At 75.7% G+C, this 20,947-nt stretch carries 1 protein-coding gene; it reads right to left on the minus strand.

Going from position 1 to position 20,947, the window contains the following annotated elements; translation table 11 throughout:
• The gene (locus tag IE308_RS18060) at positions 1 to 20,796 is read right to left on the minus strand and encodes a non-ribosomal peptide synthase/polyketide synthase (RefSeq protein ID WP_308440111.1); all 20,796 of its coding nucleotides are present in this window, start codon (positions 20,794 to 20,796) and stop codon (positions 1 to 3) included.
• Between the last annotated feature and the right edge of the window lie 151 nt (positions 20,797 to 20,947).

Genomic DNA, 20,947 nt, shown 5'->3' on the forward strand with positions numbered 1-20,947 from the left:
TCAAATCTCCCAGTCCGAGGCCAGTTCGTCCTCGAACTGTTCAATCTCGCTCTGTGTGATCTCTATAAGCCCCACGTCGGTCGGGGTCAGGCCGCCGGCGTCGGGCCGCTGGGCGTGCTCCGCGAGGGCTGTCAGCGCCTCGAACCAGCCGTCGGCGAGCGCGGCGGCCTCGTCGTCGGTGAGGACACCCGGCGCGTACGTCCAGGTGGCGCCCAGGCGGGGGCCGTCCGCGCTCTCCTCGACGTACGCGTTGATCTCGACGGCGTGGGCCAGCGGTGTCGCCGGGTCCTCGCCGTCGGGACGCGGCGCGTCCGCGGCCACCGCCCAGTCGCCGGTCTCGCCCGCCACGAACCGGCCCAGGTAGTTGAAGCCGATGCCCGCGGTGGGCAGTCCCTCGAAGGCCGCCGCCGTCTCCGGGTTGAGGTGGCGCAGCAGGCCGTAGCCCAGGCCCTCGGACGGCACCGCCCGCAGCAGCTCCTTGACGTGCTTGAGCACCGTGCCGGCGGCGTGGCCGCCCGCGAACGCCTCGTCGAGGTCGGTGCCCGCGGTGTCCAGCAGCACCGGGTACAGGGCGGTGAACCAGCCCGTCGTGCGGGACAGGTCCGAGGCTCCGTCGCGCTCGCGGCCGTGGCTCTCCACGTCGATCAGGACGGACGCGTCCGGGTCGCGCCGTCTGCGGGCCTCGGCCAGGGCGAGACCGGCGAGCAGGACGTCGTCCACGCCCGCGCCGACCACGGCCGGTGCCGTGGTGAGCAGGTGTCCGGTGATGCCGGCCGGCAGGGTGCGCCGCAGCCGCCGCGCGGCGCCGAGCACGTCCACCGCCGGGTCGAGCGGGCGGGCGCCCAGCGGGGTGCCGTGCCGCAGCGTGCCGGTCCAGTGGTCGAGCTGGGCGAGGGTGCGCGGGGATACGGCGCTCTCGGTGTTCCGCTGCGCCCAGCGGCGCAGTGAGGTGCCGCCGGAGCCGAGGTCGGGTGCGCGTCCGGCCAGGATGTCGGCCCAGGCGCGGAACAGGTCGGGGAGCAGGATGCGCCAGGACACCCCGTCGATCGCCAGGTGGTTGACGGCGACCAGGAGCAGTCCGGGCCGTGTGCCGCGGTCGAACCAGACGATCTCCACCATCGCCCCGGCGCTCGGGTCGAGGCGGCCGACGGCGGCCTCACCGTGGTCCCGTACGGCGTCGGCGAGTTCGTCGTCGGTGAGGGTGGCCGCGTCCACGCGCCGCACCCGGTCCCCGGCGCGTACGGCGTCCGGCGCGGGCACCTCGACGTGCCAGGTGGCGGCGTCGGCGGGGTCGTCGACGGCCACCTTGAGCCGCAGGCTGTCATGGCGGGCGAGCAGCGCGCCGACCAGGGTGTGCAGCCGGTCCAGGTCCAGCTCGGCGGGCGCGTGCAGGACGGTGGTCTGGTTGAAGCGGTCCACCGGGACCCGCCGTTCGGCCAGCCAGTGCAGCATGGGCCAGGCGGGCAGGTCGCCGACGGGCTCGTCGGGCTCGCTGTCCCCGGGTGCCTGTGCGGCGGCGGCCGCGCGGGCCAGTTCGGCGACGGTGCGGTGCGTGAAGACGTCCGCGCCGGTGATCGTCAGGCCTTCGCGGCGGGCGGCGCTGACCAGCTGGATGGCCATGATGGAGTCGCCGCCGAGGTCGAAGAAGGCGCTGTCCGCGTCGACGGACTCCTCGGGCAGGCCGAGGACCTGCGCGAACAGCCGTACGAGGATCTCCTCTTCGGTGGTTGCGGCGGTCCGGCCGCCGGTGCTGCCGAACTCGGGTGCGGGCAGCGCCCTGCGGTCCAGCTTGCCGATGGAGGTGAGCGGCAGCTCGGTCAGTTCGACGATCGCCGCCGGGACCATGTAGTCGGGCAGTGTGCGGCCCAGGTGCGCGCCGAGTTCCGCCCGGTCGTAGCCGGGTCCGGCGACCGTGTAGGCGACCAGGCGCTTGTCGCCGGGGCGGTCCTCGCGGACGAGGACCGCGCAGGCCGTGACGCCGGGTGCGGCGGCCAGCGCGGACTCGATCTCGCCGAGTTCGATGCGGAAGCCGCGCAGCTTGACCTGCTCGTCGGCGCGGCCGGCGAACTCCACCAGGCCGTCGGCCGTCCAGCGCGCCAGGTCCCCGGTGCGGTACATCCGGGTGCCGGGCGGGCCGTACGGGTCGGCGACGAACCGGTCCGACGTGAGGTCGGGACGGTTCCAGTAGCAGCGCGCCAGACCGGGCCCGGCCGCGTACAGCTCGCCGGTGACGCCCGGCGGCACGGGCCGCAGCGCGTCGTCGAGGACGTAGTGCCGCATGGCGTCCAGGGAGCGGCCGATCGGCACGCTGTGCGCCTGCGGGTCGAGCGTGGCGGGGTCGACGCGGTGGGACAGCGCCATCACGGTCACCTCGGTCGGACCGTAGGCGTTGACGATCCGCAGGCCGGGGGCGTGTTCCAGGATGCGGCGCACGGCCGGTCCGGAGACCACGTCACCGCCGGTGGCGACCTGCCGGATCGCGGCGAACGCCTCGGGGATCTCCTGGCCGAGCACCCGGAACAGTCCGGCGGTCAGGAACAGCGAGGTGATCCCGGAGTCGGCGATGAGCGCCTTGAGGTCGCTCACGTCGAGGTCGCCCGGCGGCACGACCAGCACCTCGCCGCCGCGCACCAGCGGCACCCAGAACTCCAGGATGGAGGCGTCCCAGGCGTGCGGCGAGTGCAGCGGCACCCGGTCGGTGACGCCGTCCCAGCAGCGGTCGGCGGCCAGCTGGACGATGTCTCCGTGGCAGATGGCGACGCCCTTGGGCAGTCCGCTGGAGCCGGAGGTGAACATCAGGTAGGCCAGGTTCCGCGGGTCCACCGGCACGCCGGGCGCGGTGGCGGGCAGCCGGGACACATCGGCGCCCGCGTCCACCAGCTCGGCCCGGATGTCGAGGCCCTCGGCCCGCTCGCGGCCGGCCTCGTCGACGACGAGCAGCGGGGCCTGCACCTGGTCGAGCAGATGGACCAGGCGCTCGTCCGGGTTGGCCGGGGCGAGCGGCACGTACGCGCAGCCCGCCTTGACGATGCCGAGCAGGGCGACGGCGAGCGTGTCCGAGCGCTCCATCAGGACGCCGACGCGTGCCTCGGGGGCGACGCCGCGGGCGAGCAGGGCGTGCGCGAACCGGTTGGCGCGCGCGTCGAGTTCGGCGTACGAGAGCGTGGTGCCCCCGAAGGTGACGGCGGGCGCGTCCGGGCGCTCGGCCACCTGGCGGGCGATGGCCTCGGGCAGGCTCGCGGGGGCCACCGGGGCGGTGTTCTCCAGCCAGCTGCCGAGGATCGCCTCGCGCTCGCCGTCCACCAGGACGTCGTGGGCCGAGACGCGGGCGCCGGGCCGGTCGGTCAGCACGTCCAGGAGCCGCACGAGGCGGCGGGCGAGCCGCGCCACGGTGTCCGCGTCGAACATGTCGGCGCTGTACTCGACACCGCCGGCCCAGTCGACGGGCCTGCCGCCCTCGCCGAGGCGCTCGGTGAGGGTGAAGGTGAGGTCGAACTTGGCGACGGACGGCGCCACCGGGCGCGGTTCGACGGTCAGGCCGGGCATCCGGCCCGCCTCGGCGAGTGCCGTGCCGCCGGCGCTGTCCAGGCTGAGCGCGACCTGGAACAGCGGGTGGCGGGCGGCCGAGCGCTCCGGGCGCAGCGCCTCGACGAGCCGCTCGAACGGCACGTCCTGGTGCGCGAACGCCGCCAGGTCGGCCTGCCGCACCCGGTCCACGAGCTGCGCGAAGCTCGGGTCGCCCGAGACATCGGTGCGCAGGACGAGGGTGTTGACGAAGAAGCCGACGACATCGGCCAGGGCTTCGTCGGAGCGGGAGACGACCGGGGAGCCGAGCGGGATGTCGGTGCCCGCGCCGAGCCGCGACAGCAGCGCCGCGAGGGCGGCCTGCACGACCATGAACGGGGTGGCCTTCAGCTCGCGGGCCACGCGGCCCACCCGCTCGTACAGCTCCTCGGGCACCTCGAAGGTGTGCCGGCCCGCGCGGTGCGGTCCGACGGCCGGGCGCGGCCGGTCGGCGGGGAGCGTCAGCTCCTCCGGCAGCCCGTCCAGCGCCTCGCTCCAGAAGCCGAGCTGGCGGCCCATCTCGCTGCCGGTGTCCGTGCCGTCCGGCTCACCGAGGAACGCGCGCTGCCAGCCCGCGTAGTCGGCGTACTGCACGGGCAGCGGCTCCCAGGCGGGCGCCGCCCCGTCCAGGCGGGCCGCGTACGCGGTCGCCAGGTCCCTGGCGAGGACCGGCATGGAGGTGCCGTCGCCCGCGATGTGGTGGACCACGACGAGCAGGACGTGCTCGTCCGGTCCGACCGTGAACAGGCGGGCCCGCAGCGGCAGTTCGGTGGTCAGGTCGAAGCCGGCCGAGGCGGCCGCCTGGATCCGCGCGTCCAGGTCGTCCGCGCCGACCCGCACGACGGGCAGCTCCACCCGGGCCTCGGGCAGCACCCGCAGCCAGGCCTCGGCGCCCTCGCCGCCCCGGTCGTCGACCAGGGTGCGCAGGCTCTCGTGCCGGGCCACCACGTCGCCGAGCGCCTCGCGCAGCCGGTCGGCGTCCACGGTGCCGGTGAGCCGCAGCGCGATCGGGATGTTGTACGCGCCGTCGCCTCCCGCGCCGCCGCCGAGCCGGTCGAGCACCCACAGCCGCTGCTGTGCGTACGACAGCGGGACGCGCCCGGTGCGCGGCAGCGCGGTCAGCGCGGGCCTGCCCGTGCCCTCGACGCCCGCGGCGCGGCGGGCGAGGGCCGCCGGGGTCGGCGACTCGAACAGGTCGCGCACCCCGAGGTCGGCGTCCAGGGCCGCCCGTACCCGGGTGACCAGGCGCATCGCGAGCAGCGAGTGGCCGCCCAGGTCGAAGAAGGAGTCGTCCACGCCGACCCGGTCCACGCCGAGGACGTCGGCGAAGGCATCCACGAGGAGTTCCTCGGCCGGGTTCGCGGGGGCCCGGCCCGCCGTGCGGGCGGGTGCCTGCGGGGCGGGCAGGGCCTTGCGGTCGAGCTTGCCGTTGACGGTCAGCGGGAGCCGGTCGAGCACCACGACGGCCGAGGGCACCATGTGCGCGGGCAGCGCCTCGGCGGCCGCCTCGCGCAGGGCCGGCGCGAGGGCCTGGCCGGTGCCGCCGTCGGTGACGACGTATCCGACGAGACGCTGGTCGCCGGGGGTGTCCTCGCGGACCACGACGGCCGCCTGGGCCACCTGGTCCTGCGCGAGCAGCACGGCCTCGATCTCGCCGAGTTCGATACGGAAGCCGCGCACCTTGACCTGCGAGTCGGCCCGGCCCAGGTAGTCGAGCGAACCGTCGGGGCGGCGGCGCGCGAGGTCGCCGGAGCGGTACATGCGGGTGCCGGGCGGGCCGAACGGGTCGGCGACGAAGCGTCCCGCGGTCAGGCCGGGGCGGTGGGCGTAGCCGCGGGCGACGCCCGCTCCGGAGACGTACATCTCCCCCACGACGCCGGCGGGGACGGGCCGCAGCCGCTCGTCGAGGACGTGCACCCCGAGGTCGGGGATCCCGACGCCGATGGCGCCGGTCACCCCGGCCCGCACCTCGTCGGCGGTGAGGGCGCGGTGGGTGACGTGCACGGTGGTCTCGGTGATGCCGTACATGTTGACCAGGACCGGGCTGTCGTCCGCGTGCCGCTCGTACCAGGGCAGCAGCCGCGCCGGGTCGAGCGCCTCGCCGCCGAAGACGACGTAGCGCAGCGCGAGGTCGGCGCCGCCCGCGGCCTCGTCGGCGCGGATCAGTTCGTGGAACGCGGACGGGGTCTGGTTGAGGACCGTGACCCGCTCGCGCCGCAGCAGCTCCAGGAACGCTCCGGGCTCCCGGCTGACCGCGTGCGGCACCACCACGAGCCGGCCGCCGAAGAGCAGCGGACCCCACAGCTCCCACACGGAGAAGTCGAAGGCGTAGCTGTGGAAGAGGGTCCAGACGTCGTCGGCGCCGAAGCCGAACCAGTGGCCGGTGGCGTCGAAGAGTTTGAGGACGTTGCGGTGGGTGACCACCACGCCCTTGGGGGTGCCGGTGGATCCGGAGGTGTAGATGACGTACGCGGCGTGGTCGGCGCCCGCGGCGGGCTCCGGGTCGGCCGTGTCCCGTGCGGCGAGGTCCGCGACGACGTCCTCGTCGTCGAGGGCGAGCCAGGTGGCGTCGCCGCCGAGGGCGGCCACGGTGGCGCGGGTGCCGACGGTGACGACCGGGCGGCTGTCGCCGAGGAGCAGCGCCACGCGCTCGGCCGGGTAGGCCGGGTCGACCGGCAGATAGCCGGCGCCGGACTTCAGCACGGCGAGCACGGCCGTCACCAGGTCGGTCACCCTGGGCAGGGCGAGGGCGACGAACCGCTCGGGTGCGGCGCCCCGTTCGCGCAGCAGCGCCGCGAGCCGGTTGACGCGCGCGTTCAGCTCGGCGTACGTCAGGGAGACCGGGCGGCCCCGCTCGTCCTCGCCGGTGACGGCGACGCGGTCGGGGTGGGCGGCGGCCGCCGCCTCGAAGCGGCGCACGATGGTGTCGTCCGCGCCGAGGGGCGCGGTCGGCTCGGCGGGCGTGTACGCCCAGTCGCCGAGCAGCAGGTCCCGCTCGTCCGCGCCGAGCACGTCCAGGTCGGTGACCGGGCGGGTGGGTTCGGCGAGGGCGGCGCCGAGCAGCCGGACCAGACGGTCGCCCATGCTCGCGACGGTGGCCGCGTCGAACAGGTCGGCGCTGTACTCCACGTCCACCGCGATGCCGGCCGGCGCGTGCGCGGCGGTGTGCCGCGGGCGCAGGTGCCAGACCAGGTCGAACTTGGCGGCGTCCACGGTGAGCTGGAGCGGTTCGACGGACAGTCCGGGCAGGTCCTGCAGGGAGTCCAGGGCGCGGGTCCCGTCGTCGCCCCACTCGACGACCACCTGGAACAGCGGGTGGCGTGCGGCGGAGCGCTCCGGGCGGAGCGCCTCGACGAGCCGCTCGAACGGCACGTCCTGGTGGGCGAAGGCCGCGAGGTCGGTCTCGCGTACGCGGTCGACGAGTTCCGCGAAGCTCGGGTCGCCCGACACGTCGGTGCGCAGGACCAGCGTGTTGGCGAACAGGCCCACCACCTCGGACAGCGACGCGTGGGTGCGTCCGGCGACCGGGGAGCCGAGCGGGATGTCGGTGCCGGCGCCCAGCCTGGACAGCAGCGCCGCGACGGCGGCCTGCACGACCATGAAGGGTGTCGCCTTCAACTCCCTGGCCACGCGGGTCAGTTCGGTGTGCAGGTCGGCCGGGATCTCCAGGCGGTGACGGCCGGCGCGGTGCGGTCCGGCCGCCGGGCGGGGCCGGTCGGCGGGCAGCGCGAGTTCCTCGGGCAGGGCGTCGAGCGCGGCCTTCCAGTGGTCGAGCTGGCGGCCGAGCACCGAGCCGGGGTCGTCCTCGGCGCCGAGGGCCGCGCGCTGCCACAGGGCGAAGTCCGCGTACTGCGGCGCCTCTCCGGCCGGTGCGAGGGGGGTGCCGTCGAGGTGGGCGCGGTAGGCGGCGACCAGGTCGCGGGCGAGCACCGGCACGGAGGCGCCGTCCCCGGCTATGTGGTGGACGACGACGAGCAGGACGTGCTCGTCGGGCCCGACCGCGAACAGGTGGACGCGGACGGGCACGTCGGCCGTCAGGTCGAAGGGACGGGCCACGGCCTCCCGCAGCGCCTCGTCCAGCGCCTCCCGGGCGACCGGTGCCGGCTCGCACCACAGCGTGGTGCCGACGATCCGCTGGTACGGGCCCTCCTCGTCCTCGGCGATCAGCGTGCGCAGGCTCTCGTGCCGCCTCACCAGGGCGTCCAGCGCGGCGGAGAGCGCCGCCTCGTCGAGCCGGCCGGTCAGGCGCAGCGCCATCGGGATGTGGTACGCGGAGTTCGTGCCGTCGAAGCGGTCGAGGAACCACTGCCGCTGCTGCGCGTACGACAGCGGCAGCCGCTCGGGGCGCGGCAGCGCGCCGGGCGCCAGGGCCGTGGCGCGGGGGCCGCCCGCGGCGATCCGGGCGAGTTCGCGGACGGTGGGCGACTCGAAGACCGCGCGCACGGGCAGCTCGGTGCCGAGCACCGCGCTCACCCGGGCGACCAGCCGCATGGCGAGCAGCGAGTGGCCGCCCAGGTCGAAGAACGAGTCGTCCGGGCCGACCCGGTCCACCCCGAGCACCTCGGCGAAGACGCCCGCGAGCAGTTCCTCGACGGGGTCGCCCGGGGTGCGGCCCGCGGTGGTGTCGTAGCGCGGCGCGGGCAGCGCGGCCTGGTCGAGCTTGCCGTTGACGGTGACCGGGATGCGGTCGAGGACGACGACGGCGGCCGGGACCATGTGGTCGGGCAGCACCTCGCGCAGCCGGGCGCGCAGTGCCTCGGGTACGACGGTGGCGCCGGGCGCCGGCACGGCGTAGGCGACCACGCGGCGGTCCCCGGGCCGGTCCTCGCGGACGACGACGGCGCTCGCGGCGACCTCGGGCGCCGCGACGACGGCCGCCTCGATCTCGCCCGGTTCGATGCGGAAGCCGCGCAGCTTGATCTGCCGGTCGGCCCGGCCGACGTAGACCAGCTGCCCGTCCTCGCGCCAGGCGACCTGGTCGCCGGTGCGGTACATGCGGGTGCCGGGGGTGCCGAACGGGTCGGCGACGAAGCGCTCGGCGGACAGGCCGGGGCGGTCCAGGTAGCCGCGGGCCAGGCCGGCGCCGGACACGTACAGCTCGCCGACCACGCCGACGGGGACGGGCTGCAGGTGCGCGTCGAGGACGCGGACCTCAAGGCCGTGCAGGGCGGTGCCGATGGGCGGGACGCCGAAGCCGGACAGCGGGGCGCTCATGGTGGCGCACACGGTCGTCTCGGTCGGACCGTACGCGTTGACCATGCGGCGGCCCGCCGACCAGACTTCCGCGACCTGCGGCGGGCACTGCTCGCCGGCGACGGCGAGGGAGCGCAGGGTCGGCAGGTCCTCGGGCCGCAGTTCGCGCAGCGCGGCCGGCGGCAGCGTGACGTGCGTGACGCCGTGCTCGGCGACGGTGCGCACCAGCGGGGCGCCGGGCAGCAGTTCCTCGCGCGGGGCGACGACCAGGCAGGCGCCCGCGAGCAGGGTGACGGCCACCTCGGAGACGTACGCGTCGAAGCTCGGCGAGGCGAACTGCAGGACGCGGCTGTCCGCGTCGACGTCGAAGCCGGCCTTCTGGGCGCGCGCCAGGCCGGGGATGCCGGCGTGGGTGACGACGACGCCCTTGGGGCGGCCGGTGGAGCCGGAGGTGTAGATGACGTACGCGGCCTGCTCGGCGCGCACCGGCCGGACGAGGCCGTCGCCGCTCAGGTCGAGCGCGTCCACGTCGAGGCGGCGCGTCCCCGTCTCGGGCAGGGCGGTGCCGCTCGTGGTGAGGACGAGGACGGGCGCCGCGTCGGTGAGGGTCTGCGCGATGCGCTCGGCCGGGTGGGCCGGGTCGACGGGCACGAACGCGCCGCCCGCGAGGGCGACCGCGTGCAGGGCGACGACGAGGTCGACGGAGCGCGGCAGCACGATCCCGACCCGTTGCTCGGCACCGACTCCGGCCTCGGCGAGCAGGCGGGCCAGCGCGCCCGCCCGGTCGGCGAGGTCGCGGTAGGTGAGGGTCCGCGCGCCGGAGACGACCGCGGGTGCGTCGGGTGTGCGGCGGACCTGGTCGAGGAACAGCTCCGGCCAGGTGCGCGGGTCGGCGGCGTCCTCGGGCCCCCGGCCGAGGGCGAGGAGCGCGTCCGGGGCGTATCCGGGGATCCGGCCGACCGGGGTGCCGGGCGCGGTGACGACCGTGCGCAGCAGCCGCGGCAGCAACTCGCCGATCTGGCCCATCTGTTCGGCGGTGAGGGTGTCCGTACGGTGGTGCAGCCGCAGCCGCAGCCCGTCGCCGCCCGGGAGGGGGCTCGCCTCCATGGCGAGCGCGTAGTGGGTGACGGAGTGGTGGGAGACCGCTCCGGCCTCCAGACCGGCGCGGCGGGCCACGGCGGCCAGGGCGTCGACGTCCAGCGGGTAGTTCTCGAACACCATGGAGGTGTCGAAGAGTTCGCCGTGCCCGGCCAGGCGCCGGATGTCGACCAGGCCGAGGTGGTGGTGCTCGACCAGACGGGCCTGTTCCAGCTGGAGGCGGCGGGCGAAGTCGCCGACGTGCTCGTCGGCGCGCAGGGTCGCGCGCAGCGGCACGGTGTTGACGAACAGGCCGACCATGTCGGCCGCGCCGGGCAGGTCGGCGGGGCGGCCGCTGACGGTGGCGCCGGTGACGATGTCGTCGCGGCCGGTGAGCCGGGCCACGAGCAGCAGCCAGGCGCTCTGGACCAGCGTGTTGACGGTGACGCCGAGGCGGCGGGCCGCGCCCTGTACGTCGAGGCCGTCCACGGTGAGGTCGAGGCGTCCGGGCTGCTGGCCGGCCGGGGCCGGTCCGGTGGCGAGCAGGGTGCCGCCGTCGAGCCCGGCGAGCGCCTCGCCCCAGGCGGCCTCGGCGGCCGTACGGTCCTGGCGGGCCAGCCAGGCCAGGTGCTCGCGGTGCGGGCGGGGCTGCGGCAGGGCGTCGCCCAGGTAGTGGGCCATCAGCTCGCGCATCACGATCGGCATGGACCAGCCGTCGCGGACGCTGTGGTGCGCGGTCGCGACGAGGGTGTGGCGGTCCCCGGTGGAGGCCACGGTCCAGCGGATCAGGGGCGGGGTGGTGATGTCGAAGCCGCGCCCGCGGTCGGCGGCGCAGACGGCGTCCAGCTCGGCGGGGTCGCGCAGCTCGACGGTGGTGAAGTCGACGGCCGGGTCGGCGAGGACGACCTGCACGGGCGTGCCCTGCGAGGTACGGCGGAACGCGGCCCGCAGCGCGGGGTGGCGGCGCTGCACCTCGGCGGCGGCGGCGCGCAGCCGGGCGACGTCGAGGGAGCCGGTCAGTTCCACGCGGAGCTGGGAGATGTACGGGTCGTCGGCGCCGTCGCCGTACTGGTGGTGGAAGAGCAGGCCTTCCTGGAGGGGGGCGAGCGGGAGGAGGTCGGCCACGTCCGGGTCCGCCTCCAGTTCGCGTATCTCCTCCTGGCTGAGGTGGACCAGCAGGTCGGACGGGGTGCGTCCGCCGGCGCCCGGCCGGTCGCCGTGGGCGGCGAGGCCGCGCAGCGCGCTGTCCCACAGGTCGGCGAGGCGGGCCGCGTCGGCGTCGGAGACCAGGGCACGGGCCCACGTCCAGGTGGCGACCAGCTCGGGCCCGTCGGGGCCCTCGTGCGCGGCGACGGTGACCTCGACGACGTGCGAGAGCGGCACGTCGGGCGCGTCGTCGGCGCCGACCGCGGCCAGGTCCCAGCCGGGCGCGAGGCCACCGGCGAGACGGACGCGGCCCAGGTAGTTGAAGCCGATCTGCGCCTCGGGCAGCCCGGCGGACTCCGCCGCTGCGGCCTGCTCGCGTTGGCGGGCGAGGCCGTATCCGATGCCCTGGCCAGGAGTGGCGCGCAGTTGCTCCTTCACCGCGCGCAGGGCGTCGCCGGCGGCGTCCGCGCCCGCGAGCACGGCGCCCGGATCGGCGGTGTCCAGACGCACGGGATGGATCACGGTGAACCAGCCGACGGTCCGCGAGAGGTCGGCGTCCGCGACCAGCTCCTCGTGGCGGCCGTGGCTCTCGACGTCCACGAGGAGTCCGGCGCGGTCGCCGCGCCACAGCGGCACGGCCGCGGCGAGCGCGGTCAGCAGGACGTCGTCCGGTCCCGCGTGGAAGGCGGCGGGCAGCGTGCCGAGCACCGCGCCCGTCACGTCGGCGGGCACGCGCAGGGTCAGCCGTCCGGCGTCGCCGCGCAGATCACGGGCCGGGTCGAGCCGCCGGTCCCCGATCAACGGGTCGTCCGCGGTGAGCAGTTCACGCCAGTACGGGGTGTCGTCGGCGGGCAGCGCGGTGAACGCGCGGGCCCAGTCGGCGAACGAGGTGCCGACCGGGGCGAGTGCGGGCCGGCCGCCGTCGGCGACGGCCGCCCAGGCCTCGGCGAGGTCGGGCACGATGATCCGCCAGGACACGCCGTCGACGGCGAGGTGGTGCACGACGAGCAGCAGCCGTCCGGTGCGCCGGTCCCCCGCGTCGATCCAGACGGCGCGCAGCATCCGCCCGGCGGCCGGGTCGAGGGCGTCGCGCGCGGCGGCGGTCTGTTCGGCGGCGAGGGCGGTCAGCTCGTCCTCGGTCGCGTCGGCGGGTGCGGCGACACGGGTGAGGAGCGCGTCGGCGAAGGCCGTGGCACCGTCCGCGGCCAGGGGGGCGACGGTGAATCCGGTGGCGTCCGCGACCCGCATCCGCAGCGCCTCGTGCCGTTCGACGACCGCGCCGAGCGCGGCGGCCAGGTGGGCGCGGGTGGTCGGGGGCAGGGTCAGGGTGACGGACTGGTTGTACTGGTCGAAGCGTCCGCGGGTGACGAGCCGGTGCATCAGCGGCAGCAACGGCGCGCTGCGCGTGCCGTGTTGCGCGTCGGCCGTGGGTACGGCGCCGTCCTGCGCGCCGAGTGCCGCCGCGAGGCGGGCCGGGGTGCGGTGCTCGAAGACATGACGGGCGGAGAACTTCAGACCCACCGCACGGGCACGCCCCACCAACTGGATCGACATGATCGAGTCGCCGCCCAGCGCGAAGAAGTCGTCCTCCACACCCGCATCAGCGCGGCCCAGCACCTCCCGGAACAGGCCGAGCAGCCGCTCCTCCAGCGGGCTGCGGGACGGCTCGCCGCCCAGCGACGCCGCGAGGGCCGCCGGGGTGCGGTGCTCGAAGACATGACGGGCGGAGAACTTCAGACCCACCGCACGGGCACGGCCCACCAACTGGATCGACATGATCGAGTCGCCGCCCAGCGCGAAGAAGTCGTCCTCCACACCCGCATCAGCGCGGCCCAGCACCTCCCGGAACAGGCCGAGCAGCCGCTCCTCCAGGGCCCCGGAGGCCGTGCGGCCCGCGGTGCCGGCGGTGACGGCGGGTTCGGGCAGGGCGGCCCGGTCCACCTTGCCGTTCGGCGTCAGCGGCAGCTCGTCCAGGACGACGAACGCGGCGGGCACCATGTACTCGGGCAGCACCGCCCGCATCCGCGCCTCGACCTCGCCCGTGTCCACGCCGCCGGGAGCCACCAGGTAGCCGACGAGGCGGGGTTCGCCCGTGGTGCCGCGCACGGCCGCGGCCGCGCGGCGGACACCGGGCACCGCCTCGGCGGCCGCCTCGACCTCGCCCAGCTCGATCCGGAAACCGCGCACCTTGACCTGGTCGTCGACCCGGCCCAGGTACTCGATCATGCCGTCCCGGCGCAGCCGCGCCAGGTCGCCCGTGCGGTACATCCGGCTGCCCGCCGGGCCGAACGGGTCCGCCACGAAGCGGTGCGAGGTCTGGCCCGGCAGCCCGAGGTAGCCGCGGGCCAGGCCCTCGCCCGCGAGGTACAGCTCACCGCGTGCCCCCGGCCGTACGGGCCGCAGACCGCTGTCGAGCAGATACACCCGGGCGTACGGGAACGCGCGCCCGATCGGGACCGGGCCGTCGGCCAGCGGCTCGCCCGGTTCGATCCGGAACTCCATGACGTTGACGGTCGCCTCGGTCGGGCCGTACGCGTTGACGACGGTCGCCCCGGGGTGCGCGGCCCGCCACCCGGCGAGCATCTCGCCGCGCAGCGCCTCACCGCCGAGCACCAGCGTCCCCGACGGCGACACCTCCTCGGGCAGCGTGTCGAGCAGCCGCAGATGGCTGGGCGTGCCCTTGAGGAACGTGGGGCGGGCGGCGCCGATCGCGTCCGGCAGCTCGGCCAGGTGCACCCGGCCGCCCGCGACCAGCGGGGTGTACAGGCAGGTGACGGTGAGGTCGAAGGAGACCGAGGTGTGCGCGAGGGAGGTGCCCGCCGCGTCCGGGTAGGCCGTCGCGGCACGGGCCAGGTAGGCGCCGAGCGCCCGGTGTTCGACGACCACGCCCTTGGGGCGGCCGGTGGAGCCGGAGGTGAAGATGACGTACGCGGCGTCCTCGGGACGCGGCGTGTGACCGAGGGCGTCCGCCTCCGCGCCGGTCGGCCGTACGGTGGCCAGTCCCGCCGGAGCGAGGTCCGGGTCGGCGGTGACGGCGAGCGCCGGAGCGCTGTCCTGGAGGATCACGGCGATGCGCTCGGCCGGGTAGGACGGGTCCACCGGGACGTACGCGGCACCGGACTTGAGAACACCGAGCAGCGCGACCATCAGGTCCACCGAGCGGGGCAGCAGCACCGCGACGAGACGGCCGGGACCGGCGCCGTGCGCGACCAGCTCGGCGGCCAGGGCGTTGGAGCGGCGGTCGAGCTGCCGGTACGTCAGGCTCTCACCGCCGGCGACGACGGCGGGCGCGTCCGGCGTGCGCGCGGCCTGCGCGGCGAACAGCCCGGGCAGGGTCACCGGGGACGACACCGCCGGGGCGGCCTGCGCGGGCGCCGTCTCCTCACCCCGGGCCAGGCGGGCGAGCGGCAGTTCGGGCACGGTCACGAAGGCACGCAGCGTCGCCAGCAGCTCCGCGCCCGCGGCCTGCGCGGTCGCCTCGTCCACCAGCTGCGGCTGGTGGCGTACGCGCAGCCGCATACGCTCGCCGGGTTCGACGACGACGCTGATGGCGAAGTGGCTGCCGTCGCGGACCCGGGCGCCGGCCAGATCGAGGCCCGCGGCCCGGGCGCGCGCGGTGATCTCCGCCGGGTCCAGCGGGTAGTTCTCGAAGCTGAGCAGGGTGTCGAACAGCTCGCCCATGCCCGTCGCGCGCTGGATGTCGCCGAGCGCCACGTGGTGGTGGTCGAGCAGCGCGGACTGCTCGCGGCCGAGCCGTACGGCGAGATCGCCCAGGCGCTCGCCCGCGTCGAGCCGCACCGACAGCGGCACGGTGTTGATGAACAGGCCCACCAGCTCGCCCGCGCCCGGCAGCTCGGCCGGACGGCCGGCCACGGTGACGCCGAACAGCGCCTCGTCGCGGCCGGTCAGGCCCCGCAGCACGATCGCCCACGCGGCCTGCACCAGGGTGTTCACGGTGACGCCGTACCGGCGGGCGACGGCGGCGAGACCGGCCGTGTCGGCCTCGCTCAGCACGTGCTCCTGCCGTACCGGCTCCAGGACCCGGTCGCCCTGCCCGGTGGCGATCCGCGAGGGCTCGGTCACCTCCGCGAGCGCTTCCCGCCACACCCTGAGGGACGCCTCGCGGTCGGTGCCGTCGAGCCAGGCGAGATGGTCGCGGTAGCGGGCACCACCGGGTTCGTCCGGTACGGCGCCCGGCAGCGCGGAGTCCTCCCGTACGGCACCGGAGAGCGCGGCGGCTTCCGGCTCGGTCCCCAGCTCGGCGTACGCGGCGAACAGGTCACGCGCCACGATCGGCAGCGACCAGCCGTCCACCACGATGTGATGCATCGTCAGGACGAGGGAGCCTCCGCCACCGGCGCGGCGCACCGCGGCCGCGCGCACCAGCGGCGGGCGGCCCAGGTCGAAGCGGGTGGCGCGGTCCTCGTCGAGCAGCGCGGCGAACGCCGCGTCGTCCGCGGCCTCCGCCTCGCGCACCGGCACGCTCGGCGCCTCGTGCACGAGCTGCACCGACCGCTGCTCCGCGGTGGTGCGGAAGGAGGCCCGCAGCGCCTCGTGGCGCAGCAGCACCCGGTCCAGTGCGGCACCGAGACGCCCGGCGTCCAGGGGGGCCGTGAAGTCGAGGACGATCTGCAGGGTGTACGGGTCGGCGCCGGTGTCGTCGAAGGCGTGGTGGAACAGCAGGCCCTGCTGGTTCGGAGAGAGCGGCAGCACGGTCTCCACGCCGGGCTCGGCGGCCAGCCGCGCGGCCTCCTCGGCGGACACCGGCAGCGTGATCCGTCCGCTCGCGGCCTCCGGTTCGTACGCCGAGCACACCTCGGCGAGCGCGGCCACGGTGCGCCGCTCGAACATGTCGCGGAACCCGAAGGACACCCCGCGGGCGCGGGCCCGGCTCAGGAGCCGGAAGCCGAGGATGCTGTCGCCGCCGAGGGCGAAGAAGTCGTCGTCGATCCCGACCGTGCCGAGGCCGAGCACCTCCGCGTACAGCTCGCACAGCAGCTCCTGCAGCGGGGTGTGCGGCTCCCGCGAGACCGCTCCGGCGAGCACCGGGACGGGCAGGGCACGCCGGTCGACGCCGCCGCCGGGCGCGGGCGGCAGGGTGTCGAGGGTGACGAACACGGACGGCACCATGTAGTCCGGCAGTCCGGCCGCGAGCGCGTCGCGCAGGGCGGAGATGTCGGGCGTGGCGCCGCGGCGGGGCACCACATAGCCGACGAGCCGGCGCTCGCCCGGGGTGTCCTCGCGGACGACGGCCGCGGCCCGCACCACGTCGGGGTGGGCCGTGAGGGCGGCCTCGACGTCGGCCGTGTCGAAGCGGAAGCCGCGCAGCTCGGCCAGGTCGCGGGCGTCCTCGGCGGCCGACGGCTCGCGGTCGGGGACGAGCGCGCCGACGAGCGTGCCGGGAGCGGCGGCGAGCGTCGTGAGGGTGCCGGTGAACCGGTCCAGCAGCTCCCGCGCGGCGGCCGGGTCGAACAGGTGCGGACGGCACACGAGCCGTGCCGTGAGCCGCTCGCCGGGGACGGCGGTGAGGGTCAGCGGGTAGTGGTTGACGTCGTGGACGTCGGCGTCCCCGGCGACCAGGCCGCCCTCGCGGGCCAGGGCATCGAGGGCCGCCCGGTCCACCGGGTAGTTCTGGAAGGCCACGACCGTGTCGAAGAGACCGGAGACACCGGCCGCGCGCTGCACGTCGACCAGCGGCAGGTACTGGTGCGCGAGCAGGTCGGCCTGGTCGTCCTGGACGGAGCGGGCCAGCTCGGCCAGGGTGCGGCCGGAGCCCGGGCGGGCGCGCAGCGGCACGGTGTTGACGAACAGACCGGCCATCTCGTTCACGCCCGGCACCTCGGCCGGACGGCCCGCCACGGTGATGCCGAACACCACGTCGTCCTGCCCGGTCACCTCGCGCAGCGCGACGGACCAGGCGGCCTGCACCAGGGAGTTGACGGTGACGCCGAGTTCGCGTGCGGTCCGCTCCAGGCGTGTGGTCGTCGCGGCGTCGAGGGCGCTCTCCAGGCGTACGGCCTCCCGCGCGGGGCCCTGGACCGCGCCCAGGAGGGTCGGGCGGACACCCGCGAGGGCCTCGCCCCACGCGGCGGCGGAGCGCTCGTGGTCCTGTGCGGCCAGCCAGCCGAGGTGCGCGCGGTACGGGCGGGGTGCGGGGCCGAGGTCGCCGCCCGCGTAGGCGCGCAGCGTCTCGCCGAGCAGGATCGGCACGGACCAGCCGTCGAGGACGAGGTGGTGGCAGGTCACGATGAGCCGCCAGCCCTCGTCGAGGCGCAGCAGGGTGGCGCGCAGCAGCGGGGCCGAGGCGAGGTCGAAGGGTTGGGCGGTCTCGGCGCGCAGCACCGTGTCGAGCCGGTCCGCGCGACCGCGCAGATCGTGGACGCGCCACGGCACGGCGGCCCGTCCGCGCACCACGAGCACCGGACGGCTGACGTCCTCGTGGGCGACGGACGAGCGCAGCACGGGGTGGCGGGAGACGACGGTGTCGAGCGCGCCGCGCAGCCGTTCGGCGTCGACCTCGCCGGTCAGGTCGAGGGTGATGTGCACGCTGTAGACGTCGCGGTCCTCGTCGGTGGTGAGGCTGTGCACGACCAGGCCGTCCTGCAGCGGCGTCAGCGGCAGCACCTCCTCCACCTCGGCGCCGGCGAGCAGCGCGGCGAGTTCGGCCTGCGGCAGCACGTCGGGCAGCGCCGTCTCCACGGGCTCCTCGCCGGCCGGGGCGCCCACCGCGCACAGCGGGGCGAGGCGGGCGACGGTGCGGGCCCGGAACAGGTCGCGGATCGCGAAGCTGATGCCCTCACGGGCGGCACGCACGACGACGCGCGTGGCCCACAGGGACGTACCGCCGATCGTGAAGAAGTCGTCGTCGACGGTGACGGAGTCCAGGCCGAGCACCTCGGCGTACAGGGCGCACAGCCGCTCTTCGAGCGGGGTGCGGGGGGCGCGGCCGTCGGTGCGGGCGACGTGCACCGGCGCGGGCAGGGCGCGGCGGTCCAGCTTGCCGTTGGGGGTCAGCGGCAGTGCGTCCAGGACCACCACGGCGCTCGGCACCATGTACTCGGGCAGCGTCTCGGCGAGATGGGTGCGCAGCAGCGGCGAGTCGCCCTCCGGCGACACGATGTACGCCACGAGGCGCTTGTCGCCGGGCCGGTCCTCGCGCATCAGCACGGCAGCCCGCTCGACCGGCGGGTGCGCGAGCAGCGCCGCCTCGATGTCGCCGAGTTCGATACGGAAGCCGCGCACCTTGACCTGGTGGTCGAGACGGGACAGGAACGTGAAGGACCCGTCGTGCTCGCGCCGCACCAGGTCACCGGTGCGGTACAGGCGCCCGGGACCGTACGGGTCGGCGACGAAGCGCTCGGCGGTCAGACCGGGGCGGCCGCGGTAGCCGCGGGCCACGCCGTCACCGGCGATGTACAGCTCGCCGCTGTGGCCGGGCGGCACCGGGCGCAGGGCCGTGTCGAGGACGTACACCCGGGTGTTGAGGATCGGCGCGCCGAGCGAGACGGGGCCCCCGTCGACGGGCGCGGTCATCGACCACACGGTCGTCTCGGTCGGCCCGTACATGTTGGTGACCCGCGCGGCGTGCTCGGCGAGCGGCCCGGCGAGGGACTGCGGCAGTGCCTCGCCGCCGGTGAGCACGCGGACACCGGCGAAGACCTCGGGCCGCGTCTCGACGAGCGGCTGCCACAGGCTGGGCGTGGCCTGCATGACGGTGATGCCCTCGCGCTCGACGATGGCCCGCAGGGCGTCCGGGTCGAGCACCTCGTCGCGGCTCGCGAGCACCACGCGGGCACCGGCGAGCAGCGGCTGGAAGATCTCCAGTACGGCGATGTCGAAGCTCACGGTGGTCACCGCGAGCAGCCGGTCGCCGGGGCCGACCGGCACCGCGCGGGCCATCGCGGCGAGGAAGTTGTCCATCGCGGACCGTTCCAGGACCACGCCCTTGGGACGGCCGGTGGAGCCGGAGGTGTAGATGACGTACGCCGTGGAGCGCGGGTCCTGGACGCGGCCGAGCGGGCTCGTGTCACCGGCGGACAGGTCCACCTCGTCGAGGAACAGGGCGGGCACCCCGTCCGGGACCTCGCCGCCGGAGATGGTGACGAGCAGTTCGGGACGCGCGTCGTCGAGGACCATCGCGCGGCGGTCGGCGGGGTGTTCGGGGTCGATCGGCAGATAGGCGCCGCCGGCCTTGAGCACCGCGAGCAGCGTGACGACGAGGTTCGCCGAGCGCGGCAGGGCGACGCCGACGAGCCGTTCGGTGCCGACGCCGCGCGCGGCGAGCAGACGGGCCAGCCGGTTGGCGCGGGCGTCCAGCTCGGCGTAGGTGAGGGTCTCCTCGGCGCACAGGGCCACGGCGTCGGGGGTCGCGGCGGCCTGCTGCTCGAAGAGTTCGACGAGGGTGCCGGGGACGTCCCCCGCGGTGTCGTTGACTCCGTGCAGCAACTCCTCCGCGACGGCCGGGGCGAGGAGGTGGGCGCGCCCGACGGGCGCGTCGGGGGACTCGGCGAGCGAGCCGAGCAGCCGCAGGAACCGGTCCTGGTGGGCCCGCAGTTCGTCCTCGGTGTACAGCTCCGGGTTGGCCGCGAACTCCAGCAGGACCCCGCCCTCGGCGGGATCGCCGTACGTGGCCATCGCCAGGTCGGCCACCGGGCCGTTGGACAGCTGCCGCGCGGTGGCGAGGACCTCGCCGAACCGGACGCGGGCGTCGAAGGACATGGCGTTGACGGCCGTGGCGAACACGGTCCCGTCGGTGCCGGTCAGCTCACGGGCCTCGTGCAGCTCCTCCCGGCGGAAGCGCTGCGCCCGCAGCAGGGCGCCCAGTTCGGTGCGGGCCGCGTGCACCAGCTCGGCGAAGGTGGCGTCGGGTCCGACCGTCAGCCGCAGCGGCACGTCGTTGGCGAGCATGGAGGGGGTGGTGAGCGCGGCCGGGGTGCGCCGGGCGGCCACCGGGATGCCGAGGACCACGTCGTCGACCGAGAGCAGCCGGTGGTGGTAGACGGCGGTGGCCGCGGCGATCACGGCCGGCCAGTGGCCTACGGCGGTGAGCGCACGGGTCAGCTCGCGGGGCAGCTCCGTCCGCAGCCGCAGAGCGCGCGGCGCGGCAGCGGCGGCCCCGTCGGCGAGGCTCTGCCGCTCCTCGGCCCCGGCGAGGCGCCCGAGGAGGAGGTCGCGGTCGCTCGCGTGGTGCGGGGACTCCAGGTAGGCGCGCTCCTCCGCCAGCAGCACGTCGAGTCCCCGGGCCCCGGCCGGCCCGGGCTCCTGCCCGGCGAGCAGCGCGGTGTAGATCCGGGCCAGCCGGTCCAGGTAGCGGGTCTGGCCGAAGCCGTCCAGGACGATGTGGTGGTAGCGCAGGTAGAAGAAGTGCCGCCGGTCCGAGAGCACGAGCAGCGCGTGCCGGAACAGCGGGCCCGCCTCCAGGTCCGGGGTGGTGGCCATGTCCTGGTCCATCCAGGCGCGGGCGGCGGCCTCCGGGTCGGCCTCGCCGCGCAGGTCCACCAGGTCCACCGGGGCGTCCACGTCGCCCGCGACGATCTGGAAGACCTCCCCGTCGTCGCCGAACCGGGCGCGCAGCGCTTCGGTCTCGCCCACGGCGCGCGTGACGGAGCGGCGCAGCACCCCGATGTCGAGGGGACCGGAGTCGAAGTGGACGGCGCACTGGTAGAGAGCACTCTCCGGTGCCAGGCGCTGCGCCACCCACACGCCGAGCTGGGCGGCGGTGACGGGCAGCCGGACATCGTTGCGAACCTCGGAAAGTGCCAACCGACTCACGCTCCCAGAACGGTGTTCATGTACGGACCCCACGGAGCGCGGCACATGACGGCGCGACGCTCCGACCGGAGGTTCCCGTCGCGTCCTATCTCCCGCCTATAGGGCGGCGCGGGCGCCCTGCGGGACCGCGGACCGCCGGTGAGACGGGCGGGGCGGCGTTCGCGACCGCCGGTGAGACCGGTGGGGCGGCGTTCGC

The organism is Streptomyces griseosporeus (assembly GCF_014656055.1).
Classification (GTDB): domain Bacteria; phylum Actinomycetota; class Actinomycetes; order Streptomycetales; family Streptomycetaceae; genus Streptomyces; species Streptomyces griseosporeus.